The sequence below is a fragment of the Bradyrhizobium sp. HKCCYLRH3097 genome, assembly GCF_051167875.1.
Classification (GTDB): domain Bacteria; phylum Pseudomonadota; class Alphaproteobacteria; order Rhizobiales; family Xanthobacteraceae; genus Bradyrhizobium.
Genome location: NZ_JBNPTX010000015.1, coordinates 25,106 through 46,426, shown reverse-complemented (window position 1 = coordinate 46,426; position 21,321 = coordinate 25,106). Strand labels below are relative to the sequence as shown.

Annotated in this window: 22 protein-coding genes; 17 read left to right on the top strand and 5 right to left on the bottom strand. The window is 65.7% G+C overall.

The genetic code is table 11. The features are described from left to right. Positions 1-266: 266 nt before the first annotated feature. The 5 genes from parC (at position 267) to ACQR0U_RS28540 (ending at position 6,164) form a co-directional block, all read left to right on the top strand. Positions 267-2,519 (top strand): DNA topoisomerase IV subunit A, encoded by a 2,253-nt coding sequence (parC, locus tag ACQR0U_RS28560; protein WP_434843806.1) that lies wholly within the window; start codon positions 267-269, stop codon positions 2,517-2,519. A gap of 258 nt (positions 2,520-2,777) precedes the next feature. After that, the gene (locus tag ACQR0U_RS28555; RefSeq protein ID WP_434843805.1) at positions 2,778-3,743 is read left to right on the top strand and encodes a cation diffusion facilitator family transporter; all 966 of its coding nucleotides are present in this window, start codon (positions 2,778-2,780) and stop codon (positions 3,741-3,743) included. A 206-nt stretch (positions 3,744-3,949) separates the two neighbouring features. Continuing rightward, the gene (gene arsC / locus ACQR0U_RS28550; RefSeq protein ID WP_315752927.1) at positions 3,950-4,354 is read left to right on the top strand and encodes an arsenate reductase (glutaredoxin); all 405 of its coding nucleotides are present in this window, start codon (positions 3,950-3,952) and stop codon (positions 4,352-4,354) included. Positions 4,355-4,391: 37 nt separating this feature from the next. Then, on the top strand, positions 4,392-5,666 hold the full coding sequence (locus tag ACQR0U_RS28545; RefSeq protein ID WP_316226272.1) for an adenylate/guanylate cyclase domain-containing protein: 1,275 nt from the start codon (positions 4,392-4,394) through the stop codon (positions 5,664-5,666). A 63-nt stretch (positions 5,667-5,729) separates the two neighbouring features. Continuing rightward, positions 5,730-6,164 carry a universal stress protein gene (locus ACQR0U_RS28540; RefSeq protein WP_315805837.1) on the top strand — a complete coding sequence of 145 codons (435 nt, stop codon included), beginning with the start codon at positions 5,730-5,732 and terminating at the stop codon, positions 6,162-6,164. Here the strand turns inward: ACQR0U_RS28540 and ACQR0U_RS28535 are convergent. Together ACQR0U_RS28535 and ACQR0U_RS28530 are read right to left on the bottom strand one after the other, a co-directional pair. Beyond that, positions 6,161-7,387 (bottom strand): MFS transporter, encoded by a 1,227-nt coding sequence (locus ACQR0U_RS28535; protein WP_315711428.1) that lies wholly within the window; start codon positions 7,385-7,387, stop codon positions 6,161-6,163. The genes ACQR0U_RS28540 and ACQR0U_RS28535 overlap by 4 nt on opposite strands. Positions 7,388-7,489: 102 nt before the next feature. Further along, complete coding sequence (locus ACQR0U_RS28530; protein ID WP_316226271.1) at positions 7,490-8,281, bottom strand: class I SAM-dependent methyltransferase; 792 nt, start codon at positions 8,279-8,281, stop codon at positions 7,490-7,492. A 202-nt stretch (positions 8,282-8,483) separates the two neighbouring features. Here ACQR0U_RS28530 and ACQR0U_RS28525 point away from each other — a divergent pair, with 202 nt between their 5' ends. Further along, positions 8,484-9,863, top strand: a complete 1,380-nt coding sequence (locus ACQR0U_RS28525; protein ID WP_315827210.1) for an Nramp family divalent metal transporter — start codon at positions 8,484-8,486, stop codon at positions 9,861-9,863. Between the two features lie 71 nt (positions 9,864-9,934). On the opposite strand, the gene ACQR0U_RS28520 is transcribed toward ACQR0U_RS28525, so the two are convergent. The 3 genes from ACQR0U_RS28520 to hemB form a co-directional block, all read right to left on the bottom strand. Then, positions 9,935-10,711, bottom strand: a complete 777-nt coding sequence (locus tag ACQR0U_RS28520; RefSeq protein ID WP_315711431.1) for an arginyltransferase — start codon at positions 10,709-10,711, stop codon at positions 9,935-9,937. A gap of 91 nt (positions 10,712-10,802) precedes the next feature. Further along, positions 10,803-11,336 carry an RDD family protein gene (locus tag ACQR0U_RS28515; RefSeq protein ID WP_315827208.1) on the bottom strand — a complete coding sequence of 178 codons (534 nt, stop codon included), beginning with the start codon at positions 11,334-11,336 and terminating at the stop codon, positions 10,803-10,805. Between the two features lie 194 nt (positions 11,337-11,530). After that, complete coding sequence (hemB, locus tag ACQR0U_RS28510; RefSeq protein WP_315711434.1) at positions 11,531-12,592, bottom strand: porphobilinogen synthase; 1,062 nt, start codon at positions 12,590-12,592, stop codon at positions 11,531-11,533. Between the two features lie 218 nt (positions 12,593-12,810). On the opposite strand from hemB, the gene ACQR0U_RS28505 reads away from it, so the two are divergent. From ACQR0U_RS28505 to thiL, 11 genes are all read left to right on the top strand, one after another. Then, a complete protein-coding gene (locus ACQR0U_RS28505) occupies positions 12,811-13,278 on the top strand; it encodes a DUF6163 family protein (protein ID WP_315711435.1) in 468 nt (155 codons plus the stop codon). Positions 13,279-13,638: 360 nt separating this feature from the next. Continuing rightward, on the top strand, positions 13,639-14,151 hold the full coding sequence (ldtR, locus tag ACQR0U_RS28500) for a transcriptional regulator LdtR (protein ID WP_008962376.1): 513 nt from the start codon (positions 13,639-13,641) through the stop codon (positions 14,149-14,151). 194 nt (positions 14,152-14,345) lie between these two features. Then, entirely contained in the window at positions 14,346-14,561 is a 216-nt protein-coding gene (locus tag ACQR0U_RS28495) for a hypothetical protein (protein WP_315711436.1), read from the top strand. Between the two features lie 25 nt (positions 14,562-14,586). Next, entirely contained in the window at positions 14,587-14,808 is a 222-nt protein-coding gene (locus tag ACQR0U_RS28490; RefSeq protein WP_315711437.1) for a hypothetical protein, read from the top strand. Positions 14,809-15,267: 459 nt separating this feature from the next. Next, positions 15,268-16,572, top strand: coding sequence for a serine hydroxymethyltransferase (gene glyA, locus ACQR0U_RS28485; RefSeq protein ID WP_315752920.1), 1,305 nt, complete (start codon positions 15,268-15,270; stop codon positions 16,570-16,572). A 14-nt stretch (positions 16,573-16,586) separates the two neighbouring features. Continuing rightward, on the top strand, positions 16,587-17,072 hold the full coding sequence (nrdR, locus tag ACQR0U_RS28480) for a transcriptional regulator NrdR (protein WP_006612773.1): 486 nt from the start codon (positions 16,587-16,589) through the stop codon (positions 17,070-17,072). Further along, complete coding sequence (ribD, locus tag ACQR0U_RS28475; RefSeq protein ID WP_315752919.1) at positions 17,069-18,220, top strand: bifunctional diaminohydroxyphosphoribosylaminopyrimidine deaminase/5-amino-6-(5-phosphoribosylamino)uracil reductase RibD; 1,152 nt, start codon at positions 17,069-17,071, stop codon at positions 18,218-18,220. The genes nrdR and ribD overlap by 4 nt, the downstream gene beginning before the upstream one ends. Then, a complete protein-coding gene (locus ACQR0U_RS28470; RefSeq protein ID WP_315752918.1) occupies positions 18,220-18,828 on the top strand; it encodes a riboflavin synthase in 609 nt (202 codons plus the stop codon). The genes ribD and ACQR0U_RS28470 overlap by 1 nt, the downstream gene beginning before the upstream one ends. 182 nt (positions 18,829-19,010) lie before the next feature. Further along, positions 19,011-19,502 carry a 6,7-dimethyl-8-ribityllumazine synthase gene (ribH, locus tag ACQR0U_RS28465; RefSeq protein ID WP_315752917.1) on the top strand — a complete coding sequence of 164 codons (492 nt, stop codon included), beginning with the start codon at positions 19,011-19,013 and terminating at the stop codon, positions 19,500-19,502. Position 19,503: 1 nt separating this feature from the next. After that, positions 19,504-20,013: a transcription antitermination factor NusB gene (nusB, locus tag ACQR0U_RS28460; RefSeq protein ID WP_315752916.1), complete on the top strand. Its 510-nt coding sequence runs from the start codon at positions 19,504-19,506 to the stop codon at positions 20,011-20,013. A 196-nt stretch (positions 20,014-20,209) separates the two neighbouring features. Next, positions 20,210-21,202, top strand: coding sequence for a thiamine-phosphate kinase (thiL, locus tag ACQR0U_RS28455; protein ID WP_434843804.1), 993 nt, complete (start codon positions 20,210-20,212; stop codon positions 21,200-21,202). Positions 21,203-21,321: the final 119 nt, after the last annotated feature.

The window sequence follows — 21,321 nt, the reverse complement described above, 5'->3', positions numbered from 1 at the left end:
AACACAGACTCGTGTGCGACAGCGTTGCACCTCAACGGGACCCGCGTTGGCTGCTCAATCCGTGAGCGGAGCCACATGCATCTGCGGCGCGTGATCTGCATGATTTGCGGGCTCCTTTGCGGTTCCGCGGCCGGACACCCGGCTTTTTCCTTCTGGAACCGGGCAGGGCCGTCATTGCGCCCCGGCGCGTCATCGCATAAAGCCTGTTCCCAAATCGTTCACGCCAGCTCAAGCTCCTGGGCTAACCCACTGAAAGCTAAACGCTAATGGGAAAATCACTGATTCCGCCGGAGCCGGCGGAGATTCACGAGGTCGCGCTGCGCGAGGCGCTGGAGGAGCGCTATCTCGCCTACGCGCTCTCGACCATCATGCACCGCGCGCTGCCGGACGCGCGCGACGGCCTCAAGCCGGTCCACCGGCGCATCCTTTACGGCATGCGGCTGCTGCGGCTCGATCCCGGTACCGCGTTCAAGAAGTCCGCCAAGATCGTCGGCGACGTGATGGGCTCGTTCCATCCGCATGGCGACCAGGCGATCTACGACGCGATGGTTCGCCTCGCGCAGGACTTTTCCTCGCGCTATCCGCTGGTCGACGGCCAGGGCAATTTCGGCAACATCGACGGCGACAATCCGGCGGCCTATCGCTACACCGAAGCGCGCATGACCGACGTCGCGCGTCTGCTGTTGGACGGCATCGACGAGGACGGCGTCGAGTTCCGGCCGAACTATGACGGCCAGTCGAAGGAGCCGGTGGTGCTGCCCGGCGGCTTCCCGAACCTGCTTGCTAACGGCGCGCAGGGCATCGCGGTGGGCATGGCCACCTCGATCCCGCCGCACAACGCCGCCGAGCTGTGCGACGCCGCGTTGCATCTGATCGAGAAGCCCGACGCCAAGTCGCGCGCGCTGTTGCGCTGGGTGAAGGGCCCGGACTTCCCGACCGGTGGCACCGTGATCGACTCCAAGGAATCGATCATCGAGGCCTACACCACCGGCCGCGGCTCGTTCCGTGTCCGCGCCAAGTGGAAGCAGGAGGAGGGCAACCGCGGCACCTGGATCGTCGTCATCACCGAGATTCCCTATCTCGTGCAGAAGTCGCGCCTGGTCGAGAAGATCGCAGAGCTGCTCAACGAGAAGAAGCTGCCGCTGGTCGGCGACGTCCGCGACGAATCCGCCGAGGACGTGCGGCTCGTGATCGAGCCGAAGTCGAAGAACGTCGATCCGGCGCTGATGATGGAATCGCTGTTCCGGCTCACCGATCTCGAGAGCAAGATTCCGCTGAACCTCAACGTGCTGATCAAGGGCAAGATCCCGAAGGTGGTGGGTCTCGCCGAGTGCCTGCGCGAATGGCTCGACCATCTGCGCGACGTGCTGCTGCGACGCTCGAACTACCGCAAGAAGCAGATCGAGAACCGGCTGGAGATTCTCGGCGGCTACCTGATCGCCTACCTCAACATCGACGAGGTGATCCGGATCATCCGCACCGAGGACGAGCCCAAGCCGGTCCTGATGAAGACGTTCAAGCTCACCGAGGTCCAGGCCGAGGCCATCCTCAACATGCGCCTGCGCTCTCTGCGCAAGCTCGAGGAGATGGAGATCCGCACCGAGGACAAGAACCTGCGCGGCGAGCTGAAGGGCATCAATGCGCTGCTCGGATCCGAGCAGCTGCAATGGGCCAAGGTCGGCGAGCAGGTCAAGACGGTGCGCGACATGTTCGGGCCGAAGACGCCGCTCGGCAAGCGCCGCACCAATTTCGCCGACGCGCCCGAGCACGATCTCGCCGCCATCGAGGAGGCCTTCATCGAGCGCGAGCCGGTTACGGTCGTCGTCTCCGACAAGGGCTGGGTGCGCACCTTGAAGGGCCACGTCGCCGACCTGTCGAACCTGCAGTTCAAGACCGACGATCAGCTCGGCCAGGCGTTCTTCGCCGAGAACACCTCGAAGGTGCTGTTGTTCGCCAGCAATGGCAAGTTCTACGCGCTCGACGTCGGCAAGCTGCCCGGTGGCCGCGGCCATGGCGAGCCGATCCGCATGTTCATCGACCTCGACCAGGACGCCTCGATCGTGTCGATGTTCGTCGCCAAGGGCGAGCGCAAGTTCCTCGTGGCGGCCTCCGACGGCCAGGGCTTCGTGGTCAAGGAAGAGGACTGCGTCAGCAACACCCGCAAGGGCAAGCAGGTGCTCAACGTGACCGCGCCAGCGGAAGCGCGCGCGATCACCACCGTCGCGGGCGATCAGGTCGCAGTCATCGGCACCAACCACAAGATGGTGGTGTTCGGGCTCGACCAGGTGCCGGAGATGGCGCGTGGCCGCGGCGTCCGGCTGCAGAAATACACCAGCGCGCAGCTGTCCGACGTCACCACGTTCGAGCAGAAGCAGGGGCTGGCCTGGAAGGATTCCGCCGGCCGCGATCAGGGCCTGAGCTGGAAGGAATTGGCCGACTACCGGGGCAACCGCGCCGACGCCGGCCGCATCGCGCAGGGCCTGCCGAAGTCGAACAAGTTCAACCGGCCGATCGAGTGAGGCGCGGGAGAGTGAAGATCGAGCGCCCCTTCGGTCTGCCACTCATCGGGACGATACCAAGACTGTCGTCCCGGGCAAGCCATCGGCAACGCGTAGCGTTGTCCGATGGCGCCGACCCGGGACCCATAACCACAGGACGTGGGAATGGGCAGGCTGGAACGACGCGCGTGCCAACCGATTGCCGCCGGTGGTTATGGGTCCCGGCTTTCGCCGGGACGACATCGAGAGCGCTCATCAGCGAGTAGTAGGTCAGATCGCATGGCGCACTCACATCAGCATCACGACGACCACCGCGACCATGATCATTCGCACGGCCACTCACATTCCCACGGCCACGCCGGCCACAGCCATGCTCCGGCGAGCTTCGGCGCGGCCTTCGCGATCGGTGTGTCGCTCAACACCGGCTTCGTCATCGCCGAGCTCGTTTTCGGCTACGCCGCGCATTCGCTGGCCCTGATCTCGGACGCGGTCCACAATCTGTCCGACGTGATGTCGCTGCTCCTGGCCTGGGGCGCGCTGTGGTTGTCGGGCCGGCGGCCGACCGATCGCCATACCTACGGCTATCGCCGCGCCTCGATCCTGGCGGCGCTGATCAATGCCGGTCTGCTGCTGCTGGTCGTCGGCGGCATCGCCGTCGAGGCGTTCGACCGCCTGCGCAATCCGGGGGAGGTGGTCGGCACCACTGTGCTGTGGGTCGCCGCGCTCGGCATCGCCATCAACGGCGCCACCGCGCTGCTGTTCATGCGCGGCCGCGACACCGACCTCAACATCCGCGGCGCCTACCTGCACATGGCCGCCGACGCCGCGGTGTCGTTCGGCGTGGTCGTCGCGGCACTGGTCACGATCTGGACGGGGTGGCTGTGGGTCGACCCGGCGGTCAGCCTGGTCATCGCGCTCGTGGTGCTGTTGAGCGGCTGGGAGCTCGCCCGCGACAGCGTCAATCTGGCGCTCGACGCCGTGCCGCGCGACATCGCGCTTCCCGAGGTGCGCGATTATCTCGCCTCCCTCGACGGCGTCAGCGAGGTGCACGACCTCCATGTCTGGGCGATGAGCACCAACGAGACCGCGCTGACGGCGCATCTGGTCCGGGCAGGCGGAACGGATGATGCGTTCCTGCATCGCGTCTGCGCCGAGCTGTCACATCGCTTCAACATCCAGCATCCGACCCTGCAGATCGAGGCCGATGGCTGCGCCTGCAAGCTCGCTCCTGCCGACGTGGTGTAAGCCGCGATGGGTCAGCTCCGTCCTGCCAGTCTGCACATCGCGCCGGCGATTTCCCTCGACCGGCGGAGTTCCCATTCCGGCCGGCGGCGGCGCCGTGATAACAGTGACCATCTCCCGCATCGCGGCCGCACCATCAGGCACACGATGTCTGGGGTGAGACGCACGGCACGGAAATGTGCCTTTGGAATGCAACGACTGGACAGCCCATGCCCGTGACGATCTTTCACAATCCGGCCTGCGGCACGTCGCGCAACACGCTCGCGATGATCCGCGCCTCGGGTGAGGAGCCTGAGGTGATCGAATATCTGAAGACGCCGCCGAGCCGCGAACAGCTGATTGCGCTGATCAACGCGATGGGCGTCAGGGTGCGCGACGTGCTGCGTGAGAAGGGCACGCCCTATGCCGAGCTTGGTCTGGGCGATCTCAAATGGACCGACGACCAGCTGATCGAGGCGATGCTCGCGCATCCCATCCTGATCAACCGGCCGATCGTGGTGACCAGCAGGGGTGCGCGGCTCTGCCGCCCGTCCGAACTTGTGCTCGACCTGCTCGATCATCCCGTCTCCTCCTTCACCAAGGAGGACGGCGAGGTGGTGAGCCGGCCTGCCTGAAGCCTTCCGGATCGTGACGCGTTGGTGAGTTGAAACGATGGATACGGCGACCCGTCTCGAAGTGGCGAGCTGGCTCGTAGGTCAGAGCCTGACCGGAATGCCGGAGAACGAGATCCTGCGCGGCTTCTGCGAGCGCTGTCGCGCGGCCGGGCTTGAACTGTCGCGCAGCCTTGCGATCATCGATACGCTGCATCCGATTTTCGAGGGGCGAGGCTTCCGCTGGAACGATTTCGACACGAACGAAGCCGACAGCTTTGAATATGGCTCCAGCAATGAGGGAGAGGCGGCACAGAATTGGCGGCGCTCGGTCTTCCACCACATGCTGGAGAACGGCCATGACGAGTTCAGCATTGACTTCATGAATTGTGCGCATCTCGATTTTCCGATCATCGAGGAGCTTTCCGCACAGGGACATCGGCACTATCTCGCCTTCGTGCACCGGTTCGGGGAAGCCGGCACGCTCGGCCAGATGGACTGCTTCTATTCGAACTGGCTGACGCGGCGTGACGGCGGCTTCACCGACACGCAGGTCGGCGCATTGCGCGACCTGGTCCCGCTGCTCGCGCTGACGATCAAATCCGCGCAGCAGGTCGACATCGTGCGAACCCTTGGCCGCGTCTATCTCGGCCGCGATGCGTCGGAGCAGGTGCTGCGCGGCCGGATTTCCCGCGGTGTCACCGAGCGCATCAATGCGGTGCTGTGGTTCTCCGACCTGCGCAGTTCGACCGCAATCAGTGAGAGCATATCGCCGGACGAGATCATCCCGCTGCTCAACGACTATGCGGAAGCCTCGATCGACGCGATCTACGAGTCCGGCGGCGACGTGCTGAAGCTGATCGGCGACGGCGTGCTGGCGATCTTCACCGGAGGCGACATGGCCTCGGCTCGCCGGGCTGCGCTGCGTGCCGAGCATCGCTTTCGGCTGAACATCCTGAAGCTGAACGCACGGCGCGCCGGCGAGGGACGGCCCGTCACCTCGGCCTATGTCGGCCTGCATGTCGGCGAGGTGTTCTACGGCAATATCGGCAGCGAGGACCGGCTCGACTTCACCGTCGTGGGACCGGCCGTCAACGAGGTCAGCCGCATCGCCTCGATGTGCCGCTCGGTCGATCGCGAACTGTTGGCGTCCGCCGAATTCTGCGAGGGGCTCGACGACGAAGGTCGCCGCTACCTGGTGTCGACCGGCCGCTACGCGCTGCGCGGCATCGGCCGCGCGCAGGATCTCTTCACGCTCGATCCGGAAATTGCCGGCAGCGCCTTGGCCACGCGGGCCTACGAGAACTACCTGGCGGACGAGATGTCGCACCCTTGACCCACGTCAATGCCCAGCCGAAGCGAGTCTGCCCAGCATCCCTCTGCCGGGAGATGAAAGCTCATGTACAAACATATTCTGCTGCCGACCGATGGCTCCGATCTGTCCAAGGCCGCGATCAAGCACGGCATTGCGCTCGCCAAGGCGACCGGCGCAAAGGTCACGGCGCTGGTGGTGTCGACGCCGCTGCATTCGCTGGTCGTCGATCCTCACGCTGCGACCAAGGCGCTCGCGCAATACAAGTCGCTGGTGGCCGATCAGACCGCGAAATATCTCGATCATGTGAAGGACGATGCCGAGCAGGCCGGCGTCGCCTGCGCCACGCTCTGCGTCGAGCACGACAAGCCCTATGAGGCGATCGTCGAGACCGCCCGCAAGCAGCATTGCGATCTGGTGCTGATGGCCTCGCATGGGCTGCGCGGCGTCTCGGCGATCCTGGGCAGCGAGACCTTGAAGGTGCTGACGCATTCGACCGTGCCGATCCTGGTCTATCGCTAGGCGGGCTGCGGCTCCGGTTGCCGCGCGATCGCCACGACCGGCGAGGCGAGGATGACGAGCGCCTGCAGGCCGAAGATGGCGGCGACGAGGTAGAGACACGTGTCGGCGCCGTAGCGGCCGCCGACGACCGCGCCGAGCAGCGAGCCCAGCGGACGGGCGCCGTAGCTCAGGATGTTGATGGCCGACACCCGCCCGAGTAGGCCGGCCGGGGTCACCGACTGCCGCAGCGTCGTGGTCGAGATCACCCAGAGGATCGGCCCGGCGCCGAGCAGGAAGAAGCTGAGCCCGGCAAGGACAGGCGAGGGAACGAACGTGGTCAGTGCCATCACGAGCGCCGCGGCGAAGCCGGTGACGGGGCCGAGCCCGATGACGGTGCCGAACGGCAGAAGCCGCATGATGCGCGTCGCCAGCAGCGCGCCGCACACCATGCCGACGCCGAACATCGACAGCACCGAGCCGACGCCTCCTGCCGACAGGCCGAGCCGGTGGACTGCATAGGGCACGAACACCGCGAGCAGCAGGAAATGGGCCGTGTTGAAGATGAACTGGGTTGCGAACACCGGCCGCAGCAGCGGATGATGCAGCACGAAGGCGGCGCCTTCCCTGATGTCGGCCAGCGGATGGCGGCGCGGCACGGGCGCGCGGGCGGGCTCGGCGATGCCGGCCAGGCAGACGGCTGCGACCAGCGAGAGCGCAGCGGCGCAGCCGAAGGCGGGCGCGCCGCCGATCCAGCCGACCAGCACGCCGCCGAGCGCGGGCCCCGCGGCGAAGGCGACGGTACGGGCAAGCTCGATGCGCGCATTCGCAGGCGCCAACTGGGCGGGGGCGACCAGGCTCGGCACCAGGGCCGGCGCGGCGACGCTGAACACCACCGTGCCGCACACCGCTGCGAATCCAAGCGCCGCCAGCAACGGCAGCGTGAGCGCGCCGGCCGCGAAGGCGATGAGGATCGCGAGCAGCGCCAGCGCGCGAAGCATCTCTGCCAGCGCCATCAGCAGCCGTCGCGACATCCGGTCGGCGAGCAGCCCCGCAGGGATCGCGAACAGCACGAAGGGCGCGGTCAGCGCCGTCTGCAAGAGTCCAGTCTCGCCCTCGCCGACACCGAGCGCGAGCACCGCGACGATCGGCGCTGCGGCGAGCGCGATCTGCTCGGCCGATTGCGCGGTGAGGTTCGACCAGGCGAGGCGGTGGAAGGCGGCGGGCAGGGCGGGCGAGGGAGTCATGAAGAGGAACCTGATGTGATGATGTGGCCATCATCGCCGCTCAGCCTCCCTGCGCCCACCCGCTTCCTGATCTCCGGCATCGGCCGTCGTGCTGCGGACGGCCTACGCCGCGGTCGGTGCCTCGGCCAATCCCCATTCCGGCGGCAGCGTGCGGAACGCCAGATGCGTGCCGGCATTCAGCGGCGCCGTCTTGAAGCTGAACCGGTGCCAGGCCAGCGCCAGCGCATGCTGGGTGTAGATCGAGATGTGGCCGTTGCGCGGCGCGATGTACCACCAGGACATGCCCTGGCTTTCGAAGTCGTCCGGCTGGGTCAACGTCGAGTAGAATACCGCGCCCGGTTCGGCCACGCAGGCTGCCATGGCTCCGATCGTCGCCAGCGGATCGGGCACGTGCTCCAGCGTCTCGAAGCAGGTGACGAGATCGAACTTGCGATCGGGTTGGGTTGCGTGCTCGGCCACCATCGGATCATAGGTGACCGCTTCCGCGAAGCCTTGAGCGCGCAGGCCGGTGCAGAACAAGTCGTTGCCGCCGCCGAAGTCGAGCACCCGCATTCCGGCCTTGTGTGGCGCCCAGAAGCGGGCCACGGCCGCCGCATTGTCGGTCGGCCGCTTGATCCGATAGTCCGGATCCACGGCTTCGTAGCCGTCGTTGTAAATGTGGGTCTTGAACTGCTCAATGCTCCAGTCGTCGAAGGCGTCCGTGAATAGGAAGCCGCAATCCGCGCAGCGCCGGTAGTAGATTGGTACGCCGGCCAGCGGCGGGCGATGGGCATGGGCCGTCTGGCAGGGGCGGTTCATGTCGACCACGCCGTAGAGCGAGGCAGGACCGTCACAGATCTTGCAAGGCACGGGCGCGTTCGTGACCGGTCGGAGCCCGAGTTGGGTAGAGAGCATGGTGGATCCCGTCAGTGGGAAGTGGCGCCCGTCGCCGATGGGGCCGCCTCGAGGAGGCGGGCCGCGAATCGGCAGGGACGAGCTTTCGCAATGATGAAGCGGTATCGGAGGATTTCCAGCATCTCTATGTGGCACCGCCACATGGGCAAGTCGCACTTGCAAGTAAGTTGCATTAAACGTCGGTTTCGTCCAGGATAGCGCCATGGACGCAAAATCGTCAGACCTTTCGCAGCTGCACGCCATGGTTCCGCCGAGCGACCGCCTGAACGGAGGCTGGCGCGGTGAGCGCGGCGATCCGTCTCTCGGCGACATGTTCGCGACGGTACGAACCGCGACAAAAGGGTCGCTCTGGCGCAAGCTGCTGGCCTTTCTCGGACCCGGTTACCTCGTCGCCGTCGGCTATATGGACCCCGGCAATTGGGCAACGTCGCTGGCCGGCGGTGCCAAGTTCGGCTACGTCCTGCTCTCGGTCGCGCTGCTGTCCAACCTGATGGCGATCGTGCTGCAGTCGCTGTGCACACGGCTCGGCGTCGCCACCGGCCGCGACCTCGCCCAGGCCTGTCGCGACTCTACCCCGCGCTGGGTCTCGGTGCCGCTTTGGCTGTCGGCGGAGATCGCGATCACGGCCACCGACCTCGCGGAAGTGATCGGTACTGCGATCGGTCTCAGCCTGCTGTTCGGGCTGCCGCTGTCGATCGGCGTCTGCGTCACCGCACTCGATGTCTTCCTGATCCTGGCGCTGCAGGCGTTCGGCTTCCGCTGGATCGAGGCGTTCGTGGTCGCGCTGCTCGGCATCATCGCGCTGTGCTTCGCGATCCAGATCGCGATGGCGCAGCCGGACTGGGCCGAGGTGGTGAAGGGCTTCGTTCCCAGCGGACAGCTGATCGCCAATCCGGAGATGCTCTATCTGGCGCTCGGCATTCTCGGCGCCACCGTGATGCCGCACAATTTGTATCTCCACTCGGGCCTGGTCCAGACGCGCGGCTACGGCGACAGCCCAGAGGACAAGCGCGAGGCGATCACGCTCTCCACGATCGATTCCACCATCGCGCTGTGCCTGGCGTTGACCATCAACGCCTCGATCCTGATCCTGGCGGCGGCGACGTTCCACCGCACCGGACAACGCGACGTCGCCGAGCTTGACCAGGCGTATTCCTTCCTGGCGCCGCTGCTCGGGTCGACGCTGGCGCCGACGCTGTTTGCGATCGCGCTGTTGTGCTGCGGCCTGAATTCGACGATCACCGCGACACTGTCCGGCCAGATCGTGATGGAGGGCTTTCTTCACTGGCGGATCGCGCCCTGGCTGCGCCGGCTGATCACCCGCATGATCGCAATCGTGCCGGCCGTGGTGGTGACGATCTGGGCCGGCGAGAAGGCGACCGGGCAGCTCCTGATCCTCAGTCAGGTCGTGCTCAGCCTGCAACTGCCGTTCGCCATCGTGCCGCTGGTGCTGCTCACCGCGAGCCGGGCCAAGATGGGGCAGTTCGTGGCGCCGCGCTGGCTGACGGCGATTGCGACCTTGATCGCGGTGGTGATCATCGCGCTCAATGCCAAGCTGGTGTGGGATCTGGCCACGGGATAGGGATGGCGCGCAGGGAGCAGCGAACCAGGGGATGTCGAAAGACCTCTACTCCCCCTCGCTATTGCCTCCCTCTAGTCCTGCGGCTCGGGCGCGATGTCGCCTTCGGCATCCACGCGCAGCCAGCCGGCAGCCGCGAGCCGTTGTTGCGGCAGATAGCGGCTCTTGTAGTCCATCTTCTTCGAACCCTCGATCCAATAGCCGAGATAGACGTAGGGCAGGCCCTGGCGCCGCGCCCGGGCGATGTGGTCGAGGATCATGAAGGTGCCGAGCGAGCGCGTGGTCTCCGACGGGTCGAAGAACGAGTACACCATCGACAGGCCATCGCTGAGCACGTCGGTCAGCGCGACCGCGACCAACTCACCGCCCCTGGCGTTCGGACCGTTGCTCAGATTGCGGCGGCGGTACTCGATGATTCTCGTCTCGACATGGCTGTCCTCGACCATCATGGCGTAGTCGAGCACCGTCATGTCGGCCATGCCGCCATGGCGATGGCGCTGATCGAGATAGCCGCGGAAGATCGAATATTGCTCGGAGGTCGGCACGGCGCTGCGCTGCTCGCCGACCAGATCGGAGTTGCGCGCGAGCACCTTCCGGAAGTTGCGCGAGGGGCGGAATTCGTTGGCGATCACGCGGACGGACACGCAAGCGCGGCACTGGTCGCAGGCCGGCCGGTAGGCGATCGACTGGCTGCGACGGAAGCCGCCATGGGTGAGAAGGTCGTTGAGATCGGTCGCCTTGTCGCCGACCAGATGCGTGAACACCTTGCGTTCCTGCCGGCCCGGCAGATACGGGCAGGGCGAGGGCGCGGTCAGGTAGAATTGCGGGGTGTCACGCGAATGCTGGGTCAAGGAACGTCGTGAGCCTCCGAGGCGATCATCAACAGAATTGCGCTCCGGAGGCGGCCGGTCAATCGCTTTTGCTGTGCCACCGGACGTCTCATCAGGTACGAGCCGGTTCAGTCAGTTGCGAGCGCACAGACGTGTTGATCACGACGGTGCCGAGCACGAAATCGTGCAGCAGCCGGCGGCGGCTGTTGAACAGTCCGACCAGCAGCACGAGCGGCGACAACACCGAGACCGAGATCCAGAAGCAGACGGCATGCACGGCACCGAGCACAAAGTAGCCCGGCGCGCCGTACCAGGTCCGCACCTCCAGATCCATCACCCGCATGCCGATCGTCGCCGAGTTCGGCCCGCCGATCGTTGCGCCGTAGTAGACGATGGCCCAGATCACTGAAGCCGGCGACACCAGCCAGAACAACGCCCAGCCGAGACCCAGCGTGACCACGCCGAACACGGCAATGAAGATCACCGCCAAGATCACCGGGACCGAGAGCACCAGGAGATCGATCAGGAATGCGATCATCCGCCGCGTCAGCACGCCGCGAAACAATTCCGGCTGCTGATAGGGATCGTAGGCGTGCGGCCGAGCACCGGGACCGTCATTGCTATCGCCTGAACCCATATACGCCATGAATAAGCCCTCCGGATTGGCACCCAGCACATGGGAACCCGACTTGCGCTTGCAAGGGCCGTTCTTGCAGGAGGCGCGGCAAATTTCCGGCCATTTCGCGACTTCTGAGCCCTCTCCGCGACCCGGCGGTTCGCGCACGCGAAAGGATCGGCGTGCTCAAAGACCGGCGGGTCCCGAAAGATCCCAGCGCCTCCTCAACGCTGCTGCCGCAGCCGTTCGGCAGCTTGCGGGGCGAAATAGGTGAGCACGCCGTCGGCGCCGGCGCGCTTGAAGGCCAGCAGGCTCTCCATCATCGCCCGATCGCCGTCGATCCAGCCATTGTTGGCGGCCGCCGCGATCATCGCGTATTCGCCCGACACCTGATAGGCGAAGGTCGGCATGCTGAACGTGTCCTTCACGCGCCTGACGACGTCGAGATAGGGCATGCCCGGCTTGACCATCACCATGTCGGCGCCCTCGGCGATGTCGAGCTCGACCTCGCGCAGGGCCTCGTCGCTATTGGCGCTGTCCATCTGGTAGGTGCGCTTGTCGCCAGTGAGCGTCTTGGCCGAGCCGATCGCGTCGCGGAACGGGCCGTAGAAGGCGGATGCATATTTGGCTGCATAGGCCATGATCTGCACGTCGAGGAAACCGGCTTGATCCAACGCCTGGCGGATCGCGCCGACCCGGCCGTCCATCATGTCGGACGGCGCAATGATGTCGCAGCCGGCCTCGGCCTGGACCAGGGCCTGGCGCACCAGCACGGCGACGGTCTCGTCGTTGAGGATGCGGCCGTCCCGGATCAGGCCGTCATGACCGTGACTGGTGAAAGGGTCCAGCGCGACGTCGCAGAGCACGCCGATCTCCGGGAACTCCTTTTTGATCGCGCGCACCGCCTGGCAGACCAGGTTGTCCGGGTTGCAGGCCTCGGAGCCGTGCTCGTCGCGCAGCGACGGCTCGGTATAAGGGAACAGTGCGATGCAGGGGATGTCGAGCCTAACCGCGCGTTCGGCATCGCGGACGATCTCGTCGACGCTCAGCCGCTCCACGCCCGGCATCGAGGCGACGGTGCTGCGGGTCCGGTCGCCCTGCACCACGAACAGGGGCCAGATCAGATCGTCGGTGGTGAGCACGTTCTCGCGCACCAGCCGGCGCGCCCACTCGGCCTTGCGGTTACGGCGGGGACGGATGGTGAGGTCGAGCGCCGGTGTCGGTGCAGTGGCCGGATTGCGCGCGGTGTCGCGCAGGTCGATCGGGCGGCCGAATTTGATCGCCATGGGTGCTGGCTCCTTGAGCTGGCCGGCGAGCCGGATTTGATTTGTTGTAATTCCAACAATCTGTAGCACTTCGGCCGTCGCCCGTCACTTGACCTGACGCAAGCGGCCCGGGTTGATTTCCGGCCCGGTTGCTTTCACGGTGCCGGCCGGCCAAGAATCGCCACGCTCCTGGTCTTGAGAGGCCCCAATGACGACCATCCTGTTCTGCTCGAGCCGCCATGGCTGAGATTCCCTCGGCGCGAGATCTGGCACGTGACAACGCCGCCATGTCGATTGCCGCCATGTCCTCGGATCGGCGCGAGAGCGACGACAATGTCTGGACGCGGCGGCTCGTGCTGTTCCTGCGGGTCATGGCCATGCTCTCGATCGCCAAGGGCCTGTACCACTGGGCCCAGGTGACCGGCTTCATCGGCGGCGAGGACGACGCGTTCGAAAACCAGGCGATGGCCTGGCAGGCTGCGACGGTCTATTTCGCGGTCATCGAGCTCGTCGCCGCGGTCGGCCTTTGGCTGGCCACGCCATGGGGCGCAGTGGTGTGGCTCACCACGGTGGTGTCGATGGCGGTGATCGAGCTGATGTTCCCGGGCATCTACGGCGGCAATCTGCTGGTGGTCGCGGGCGAGGCAATCATGCTCGCCGCCTACCTCGTGCTGGCCTGGATGGCGGCCCGGGAGCGGCCACCATAGGTCGTGCGGAAAATTCGTTGCACGCTGTAAATCTTTTCAGCGCCATGCAAGTAATGTTTCGAACACCTTAAGAGCGCCTGCCACAGCTGTTACAGAGACCTTAGCGGCGCTACCCAAGCGTGTTTTGGAATGCGACAGGTGGGTGAAACAGAGCGCGAACATCGCGCCTCGACCGTCAACGGACTATTGCAAAAGCCTCTGTAATTACTGAATTAAAAGAGGATTCACTCTCCGCGATTCATTCTCTCTTTATGCTCTTATTTAAGGCGATCTTCAAAGCACGCCCCTTAAGTTCGTTCTATCAGACGGGACAAAAGTTTCGTCGAATAAGTCGACAAAAACGACGACAGGGGAAGTGTCATGATGAAAGCCGTTGCGACGGCCGTGGAGACTGCTGCGCCGGGCCAGGGCGGCACCGTCCAGTCGCTCTATCTGGAAGCTCTGACGCTGGTGGAGCGGCTGCATCGCCGCCTGCTCGACGTCATCAAGGACGAGTTCGACCGCCGTGGTCGTTCCGACATCAATTCGGTCCAGGCGCTGCTGCTCTATAACATCGGCGACAAGGAGCTGACCGCGGGCGAGCTGCGCACGCGCGGCTACTATCTCGGCTCCAACGTCTCCTACAACCTGAAGAAGCTGGTCGAGCTCGGCTTCCTCGATCACCAGCGCTCGCGCGTCGATCGCCGCTCGGTCCGCATCCGCCTGACCCCGCAGGGCCAGGAGATCCGCCGCATCGTCGACTCGCTGTATCAGAAGCACGTCAAGACCGTGGAGCAGGTCGGCGGCATTTCCAGCGAGGAGTTCTCGACGCTGAACAAGTCGCTGCATCGTCTCGAGCGGTTCTGGACCGATCAGATCCTCTATCGCCTCTGAGCAGGCCTCATCGTCTCGGTTGAGCCGGCTCCGACCTCGAGAGCCAAGACCGGACAGTCGTTGATCGTCTGGAAGTCGTTCTTGCGCCGGCCCCTTCGGCCGGCGCTTTTTCGTGTTCGTTTGGCAAAATCCCCGGTCCGAATTGGAACCAATCAAGGCTCCTGGGCTTATGTCCTTGGACCGGAGGTCGGACCATGCTGCACGATGCCGGAATGCAAGTCATGAACGTGGCGATGGTCGGCGATGCTTATGCCATCGCCTCCAACTATCTGCGTCTCTCTGGCGAGATGCCGGAGGAGTTCACGCCGAACGAAAGACTTGTCGACATCATCGTTCAACTGATTCACCGCGGAGAATTCAACAAGCTCAAGCTCGCCAACAAGGCGATTTCGATGTTCAAGTCTGCCTGACGGCTGACGTTCAAGAGGGGATGATATGGAAGCCGCCATCGATCGCATCATGCACACCTACGACCTGCTGGCGAACCGCACCGCTGCGGCGAGCGACGAGGCGCGTCGCAAGGTGAGCGCCTACATCCAGACGCTGTTCGAAGCCGGCGAGCGCGATCCGCATCGTCTCACGGTGTGCGGCCTGACCTATCTTCGCCAGCTCGACGGCCGCGTCGATCCGGTGAAGGCGGGCTACACCGGCCTCTGATGTGTTCGGCGCGACTTTGCTCGCGCGACGCTTGCCTCATAATACCCGACAACCTGGATGAGACCTTCCGGTTTCATGCGGGTTGTTTGTTCTTGGGGGATCGATGCATTTGGTGTCCCGAGTCATCGTCATCGCGGGATTCTTGGTCATCGCGGATTCTTGGCCGTCGCGTGCGGTGAGCTGAGCCTGCCCACGAGGAGTATGGTTGAGACGGTTTGGTCCCAGAAGGGACCGAACAGTCGAGAAGCACGGGCCAGAATAGGCGCCTGGCGTGAGCAGGGCTTGCCCCGGACCTCGTCCACCATATCTGGCGCAAATATCCGGTTTGACCCGCAACCGCTTGGTCTGTCCCTTGGCCTGCCGCCGCCCATATGGTAAGGGCAGGGGTCTTTTCCGACCGCCTTCACTGAACCGACCGCAGGCCACCTAAGGCCTTGCGGACGTGGAGATATTCCGCCGATGACCGCTTCCAGCGCCAAGCCCGCCTCGTCAGTCGATTCCTTCTTCTCCGCCACCCTGGCCGAGGCCGATCCCGAGATCGCCGCCGCCATCAAGGGTGAGCTCGGTCGGCAACGGCACGAAATCGAGCTGATCGCCTCGGAAAACATCGTCAGCCGCGCGGTCCTGGAGGCCCAAGGCTCGGTGATGACCAACAAGTACGCGGAAGGGTATCCGGGCGCGCGCTATTATGGCGGCTGCGAATGGGTCGACGTCGCCGAGAACCTCGCGATCGACCGCGCCAAGAAGCTGTTCGGCGCCAATTTCGCCAACGTCCAGCCGAACTCCGGCAGCCAGATGAATCAGGCGGTGTTCCTGGCGCTGCTGCAGCCCGGCGACACCTTCATGGGCCTCGACCTCGCCGCCGGCGGCCATCTCACCCACGGCTCGCCGGTCAACATGTCCGGCAAGTGGTTCAGGGCCGCGCATTACACCGTGCGCCGCGACGACCACCTGATCGACATGGATGCGGTGGCGAAGCAGGCTGAGGAAGTGAAGCCGAAGCTGATCATCGCCGGTGGCAGCGCCTATTCGCGCCCGTGGGACTTCAAGCGTTTCCGCGAGATCGCCGATAGCGTCGGTGCGTACCTGCTGGTCGACATGGCCCACTTCGCCGGCCTCGTCGCCGGCGGCGTCCATGCCTCGCCGGTGCCGTATGCCCACGTCACCACGACGACGACCCACAAGTCGCTGCGCGGCCCGCGCGGCGGCCTGATCCTGTGGAACGACGAGCAGTTCACCAAGAAGTTCAACTCGGCGATCTTCCCGGGCCTGCAGGGCGGCCCGCTGATGCACGTGATCGCGGCCAAGGCGGTGGCGTTCGCCGAGGCGCTGCGGCCGGAGTTCAAGACTTACGCGAAGAACATCGTCGAGAACGCGAAGGCGCTGGCGGAATCGCTGCGCGCCCACGGCTTCGACATCGTCTCCGGCGGCACCGACAACCATTTGATGCTGGTCGACCTCCGGCCCAAGGGGCTGAAGGGCAACATCTCGGAGAAGGCCCTGGTCCGCGCCGGCATCACCTGCAACAAGAACGGCATCCCGTTCGATCCCGAGAAGCCGTTCGTCACGTCCGGCCTGCGCCTCGGCACGCCGGCGGCGACCACCCGCGGCTTCGGCGTCGCCGAATTCCAGCAGGTCGGCAGCCTGATCGCCGAGGTGTTGAACGCGATCGCGCAGGCGCCGGACGGCAGCGCGCCGCTGGTCGAAGCCGCGGTCAAGCAGAAGGTGAAGGCGCTGACCGACCGGTTTCCGATCTACCAGTAAGGCTTGAAGCCACAATGCGCTGCCCGAGCTGCAACAGCCTCGATACGCAGGTGAAGGACTCCCGCCCCACCGAGGATTCCTCGGTGATCCGGCGGCGGCGGGTCTGCGTCACCTGCAATTTCCGCTTCACGACCTTCGAGCGGGTGCAGCTGCGCGAACTGACCGTCATCAAGCGCAACGGCCGTCGCGTGCCGTTCGACCGCGACAAGCTGATGCGCTCGGTGCAGATCTCGCTGCGCAAGCGCTCGGTCGATCCGGAGCGGGTCGAGAAGATGGTCTCGGCGATCGTGCGCGAGCTCGAGAGTGGCGGCGAATCCGAGGTGTCCTCGGAGGCGATCGGCGAGATCGTGATGGAGCATCTGCGCGATCTCGACGACGTCGCCTATGTCCGCTTCGCCTCGGTCTATCGCAATTTCCGCGAGGCCAAGGATTTCGAGGCCGTGCTCGGCGAGCTCTCGGCCGAGGACGAAGCACCGCGCCTCGCGCCGGTCCGCAAATGATCTTCCGGGTTCTGGTCGATCAGGTCGGCGAGAAGCTGAAGGCGCAGAAGGACGCCGACCGCCGCTTCATGCAGCTGGCGCTGTCGCTCGGCCGTCGTGGGCTGGGGCGGACTTGGCCCAATCCCGCCGTCGGCGCTGTGGTGGTCAAGGACGGCGTGATCGTCGGCCGCGGCTGGACCCAGCCCGGTGGACGCCCTCATGGCGAGCCCGAGGCCTTGAAGCGCGCCGGCGAGGCCGCCAAGGGCGCCACCCTCTACGTGACGCTGGAGCCGTGCTCGCATTTCGGCAAGTCGCCGCCTTGCGTGGATGCGGTCATCGCCGCCGGCATCAGCCGCGTCGTCTCGGCGATCGAGGACCCCAATCCCGAGGTCGCAGGGCAGGGGCATGCGAAGCTGCGCGCCGCGGGTATTCAGGTCGAGGTCGGCCTCTGCTCGGCGGACGCCAAGCGTGATCATGCCGGCCATTTCCGCCGCATCAGCGACGGACGGCCGCACGTGATCCTGAAGCTCGCGGTCTCCGCCGATGACAAGATCGCAGCCGCCGGCAACAAGCCGGTGGCAATTACCGGCGAGGCAGCGCGGACCCGCGTGCATCTGCTGCGGGCCCAGAGCGACGCCCTCCTGATCGGGGTGCGCACCGCGATCGCCGACGATCCGCTGCTGACCTGCCGGCTGCCGGGCATGGAGGCGCGCTCGCCGGTCCGGATCGTGCTCGATCCGATGCTCCGCCTTCCGGCTGCGAGCCGATTGATGCAATCCGCGCGCACGACGCCGCTCTGGCTCGTCGCGTCCGAGGTGGCCGAGCCGGCTACCGCGACCCGGCTGGGCGCCGCCGGTGCGCAGGTGATCCGTGTCCCGCCGCAGGCCGACCCGTCGGCGCTGGAGCCGCCGGCCGTGCTCAAGGCGCTGGCGGAACGCGGCGTCACGCGTCTGATGATCGAAGGCGGCAGCCGCGTCGCATCATCTTTCATGGCAAGCGGCCTGGTCGATGAGATCTGGCTCCTGCGCGGCCCCGGCGAGATCGGAGCTGACGGGATCGCTGCGCTGGACGCATTGCCGCTGACCGCAATCACGCAGTCGCCGGCCTATCGCGTTCGTGCTAGCGAGACGCTCGATCCCGATACCCTTACGATTTACGAGCGCGCCTAATGTTCACAGGCATCGTCACCGACATCGGCGAGATCGTCAGCCTGACGCCGCGGACCGAAGGAAAGCTGCATCGGCTGCGCATTGCCTGCCACTATGATCAGGCCGGCATCGCCGATGGCGCGTCGATCGCCAATAACGGCGTCTGCCTCACGGTCGTGCAGTCCGGCGTCACCGATGGAAAGACCTGGTTCGAGGTCGATGCCGCCGCGGAGACGCTGGCGCTGACCACCGCCAAGCACTGGCGCGTCGGCACGAAGCTGAACCTCGAGCGGGCGCTGAAGATCGGCGACGAGCTCGGCGGCCACATCGTCTCCGGCCATGTCGATGGCATTGCGACCATCGTCAGCCGAGAGAACCTGCCGGACATGGCGCGGTTCGTTTTCAGGACGACGCGGGATCTGGCGCGCTTCATCGCCACCAAGGGCTCAGTAACCCTCGACGGCGTCTCGCTCACGGTCAACACCGTCGACGAACTGGTCTTCTCGGTGCTGATCATTCCGCATACGCTGTCGGTCACCACGCTGTCGTCCTGGCAGGCCGGCAGCGAGGTCAATCTCGAGGTCGACCTGATGGCGCGCTATGCCGCGCGCCTCACGGAAATGAAGTAGCCTCGAAGGGGGCTTTCCGTCTTGGCTTTGCGGGCGCTCGCGCCTACAAGGCCAGCCCTCATGGCGAGGAGGCGCCGATGTGTCGTCTCGCAGCATGAGGCCGATTTCATCTCGCCCTTCGCGACGCGGCCGGATGGCCGCTCCATTGGGGCGAGGCACCTGAAGACAATGGAAACAGAACCATGGCAGACGCACGGCGCGCGCCGCTCAAAGACCAGACCGACATCTCCGGCGCCCGCGCGCTGATCGTCGAGGCCCGCTTCTACGATGACCTTCAGGACGCCCTGCTGGAGGGCGCCACCGCCGAGCTGAAGGCGGCGGGCGTGGGCTATGATGTTCTCACCGTCGCCGGCTCGTTGGAGATTCCGGCGACTATTGCCATTGCGCTCGATGCTGCCGCGAAGGCCGGCAAGCCCTATGACCTCGCGATCGCGCTCGGCTGCGTCATCCGTGGCGACACCATCCATTTCGAGATCGTGTCGCAGGAATCCTCGCGAGCCCTGATGGATCTGTCGGTGGCGCGCGGCCTGCCGCTCGGCAACGGCATCCTCACCGTCAATAATGAGGACCAGGCGTGGGCGCGCGCCCGCGTCTCCGAGATGAACAAGGGCGGCGATGCCGCCCGCGCCGCGCTCGCCGTGCTGCGCATCAAACGCCGTCTGGCGCGAGGCTGACATGGCCGAGAGCAGCAACAAGCCAATCAAGGGCCCGGTCCGTGCCGGCGACCGCAAGGCCAATCGCCGTGGCGCCGCCCGTCTCGCCGCCGTGCAGGCGCTCTACCAGATGGACATCGCAGGCGCCGGCATCAACGACGTCCTGGCCGAGTTCGAGAGCCACTGGCTCGGCAACGAGGTCGAGGGCGAGCAGTATCTGCCGGCCGAGGCTGCGTTCTTCCGCGACATCGTCTCCGGCGTGGTGCGCGACCAGACCAAGATCGATCCGGTGCTCGATACGGCGCTGGAGCGCGGCTGGCCGCTGCAGCGGATCGAGGCGATCCTGCGCGCGGTGCTGCGCGCCGGCGCCTATGAACTGGAGCGACGCAAGGACATTCCGGCGCGGGTCGTCGTGTCCGAATATGTCGACATCGCCCATGCCTTCGTCGAGCGCGACGAGACCGGCATGGTCAACGCGGTGCTGGAGCAACTCGCCCGGCAATACCGCGCCGACGAGATGGGGCCGAAGTAGCGATGGGCGGCGCCGGAGCACGATCGCTGCGAACCGGCGCGATGCCAGTCTCTTTCCTCGACTGTCATCTCCCGCGACGGGGGGTGATCCCGTATTCCACAGACGTTCAAGGGATAGGGAAGGGCCGCGGCGTACTGGATCGCCCGGTCGAGCCGGGCGATGACAGCAGAGTGTGCAAAGTGTGGGGGACGAGCGCGTGACCCGCGACGCCTCCGGCGAAGATTCCCTGATCGCCCGCTACTTCAAGCCGCTGGCGACCGACCCCGGCGCCTTCGGCCTCGTCGACGATGCCGCGATCATTCCGGCCAATGGTGACGACATCGTCGTCAAGACCGACGCCATCGTCGAAGGCGTCCATTATCTCGCCAACGATCCCCCCGACACCATCGCGCGCAAGGCGCTGCGGGTGAACCTGTCCGATCTCGCCGCCAAGGGTGCGGTGCCCGCCGGCTTCGTCCTGACGCTGGCGCTGCGCGAGAAGGACGACGCGTGGCTGTCGGAGTTCGCGCGTGGCCTCGGCGAGGACGCGGCGGCGTTCGGCTGTCCGCTGCTCGGCGGCGACACCGTGTCGACGCCCGGTCCCGTGATGATCTCGATCGCGGCTTGGGGGAGGGTGCCCAGGGGCCGGATGGTGCATCGCTTCGGCGCGCGTCCCGGCGACCGGGTGATGGTGACCGGGACCATCGGCGACGCCTTGCTCGGCCTGCGCATCCTGACGGGCACGGCCGACGCCACGGCGCTGGCCGACGATGCCGCCGCGCGGGATATGCTGATCGGCCGTTATCGCACGCCGCAGCCGCGCAATGCACTGGCCGCGGCCGTGAGAGACTGCGCGACCGCCTCGATGGATGTCTCTGATGGCCTCGCAGGCGACCTGACCAAGCTCTGCGCCGCCTCTTTCGTGAGCGCCGACATCGCGCTGTCCGACATTCCTCGATCGCCGGCAGCGGCGAAGCTGCTTGCTGTCGGGGCCGCGCAGCTTGAAGGCATGATCTCCGGCGGCGACGATTACGAGATCCTCTGCACTGTTCCCGCAGCGCAATGCGCAGCGTTCCGTGCTGCAGCCGAGACGGCGGGCGTTGCCGTCACCGACATCGGCGCCATCGTCGAAGGGGCGCGAGCCCCGCGCTTCCTGGACGGGCAGGGCCGTCCCGTCACACTGACGCGGTTGTCCTTCAGCCACTTCTGATACCTATTTGCACCGCACAATGCGACCAAAGAAGCGTCTGAATTTGGAGCGGTTCAGGCGTCGCGGCGTTGCGTCATCATGGCGATTTTGGCAAGCTTCATATGTTCGAGGCGGCTCCG

Bases quoted from the DNA above. Each gene is read 5' to 3' on its own strand.
- parC (WP_434843806.1), top strand. From the start codon at position 267: ATGGGAAAATCACTGATTCCGCCGGAGCCGGCGGAGATTCACGAGGTC.
- ACQR0U_RS28555 (WP_434843805.1), top strand. From the start codon at position 2,778: ATGGCGCACTCACATCAGCATCACGACGACCACCGCGACCATGATCAT.
- arsC (WP_315752927.1), top strand. From the start codon at position 3,950: ATGCCCGTGACGATCTTTCACAATCCGGCCTGCGGCACGTCGCGCAAC.
- ACQR0U_RS28545 (WP_316226272.1), top strand. From the start codon at position 4,392: ATGGATACGGCGACCCGTCTCGAAGTGGCGAGCTGGCTCGTAGGTCAG.
- ACQR0U_RS28540 (WP_315805837.1), top strand. From the start codon at position 5,730: ATGTACAAACATATTCTGCTGCCGACCGATGGCTCCGATCTGTCCAAG.
- ACQR0U_RS28535 (WP_315711428.1), bottom strand. From the start codon at position 7,387: ATGACTCCCTCGCCCGCCCTGCCCGCCGCCTTCCACCGCCTCGCCTGG.
- ACQR0U_RS28530 (WP_316226271.1), bottom strand. From the start codon at position 8,281: ATGCTCTCTACCCAACTCGGGCTCCGACCGGTCACGAACGCGCCCGTG.
- ACQR0U_RS28525 (WP_315827210.1), top strand. From the start codon at position 8,484: ATGGACGCAAAATCGTCAGACCTTTCGCAGCTGCACGCCATGGTTCCG.
- ACQR0U_RS28515 (WP_315827208.1), bottom strand. From the start codon at position 11,336: ATGGCGTATATGGGTTCAGGCGATAGCAATGACGGTCCCGGTGCTCGG.
- hemB (WP_315711434.1), bottom strand. From the start codon at position 12,592: ATGGCGATCAAATTCGGCCGCCCGATCGACCTGCGCGACACCGCGCGC.
- ACQR0U_RS28505 (WP_315711435.1), top strand. From the start codon at position 12,811: ATGGCTGAGATTCCCTCGGCGCGAGATCTGGCACGTGACAACGCCGCC.
- ldtR (WP_008962376.1), top strand. From the start codon at position 13,639: ATGATGAAAGCCGTTGCGACGGCCGTGGAGACTGCTGCGCCGGGCCAG.
- ACQR0U_RS28495 (WP_315711436.1), top strand. From the start codon at position 14,346: ATGCTGCACGATGCCGGAATGCAAGTCATGAACGTGGCGATGGTCGGC.
- ACQR0U_RS28490 (WP_315711437.1), top strand. From the start codon at position 14,587: ATGGAAGCCGCCATCGATCGCATCATGCACACCTACGACCTGCTGGCG.
- glyA (WP_315752920.1), top strand. From the start codon at position 15,268: ATGACCGCTTCCAGCGCCAAGCCCGCCTCGTCAGTCGATTCCTTCTTC.
- nrdR (WP_006612773.1), top strand. From the start codon at position 16,587: ATGCGCTGCCCGAGCTGCAACAGCCTCGATACGCAGGTGAAGGACTCC.
- ribD (WP_315752919.1), top strand. From the start codon at position 17,069: ATGATCTTCCGGGTTCTGGTCGATCAGGTCGGCGAGAAGCTGAAGGCG.
- ACQR0U_RS28470 (WP_315752918.1), top strand. From the start codon at position 18,220: ATGTTCACAGGCATCGTCACCGACATCGGCGAGATCGTCAGCCTGACG.
- ribH (WP_315752917.1), top strand. From the start codon at position 19,011: ATGGCAGACGCACGGCGCGCGCCGCTCAAAGACCAGACCGACATCTCC.
- nusB (WP_315752916.1), top strand. From the start codon at position 19,504: ATGGCCGAGAGCAGCAACAAGCCAATCAAGGGCCCGGTCCGTGCCGGC.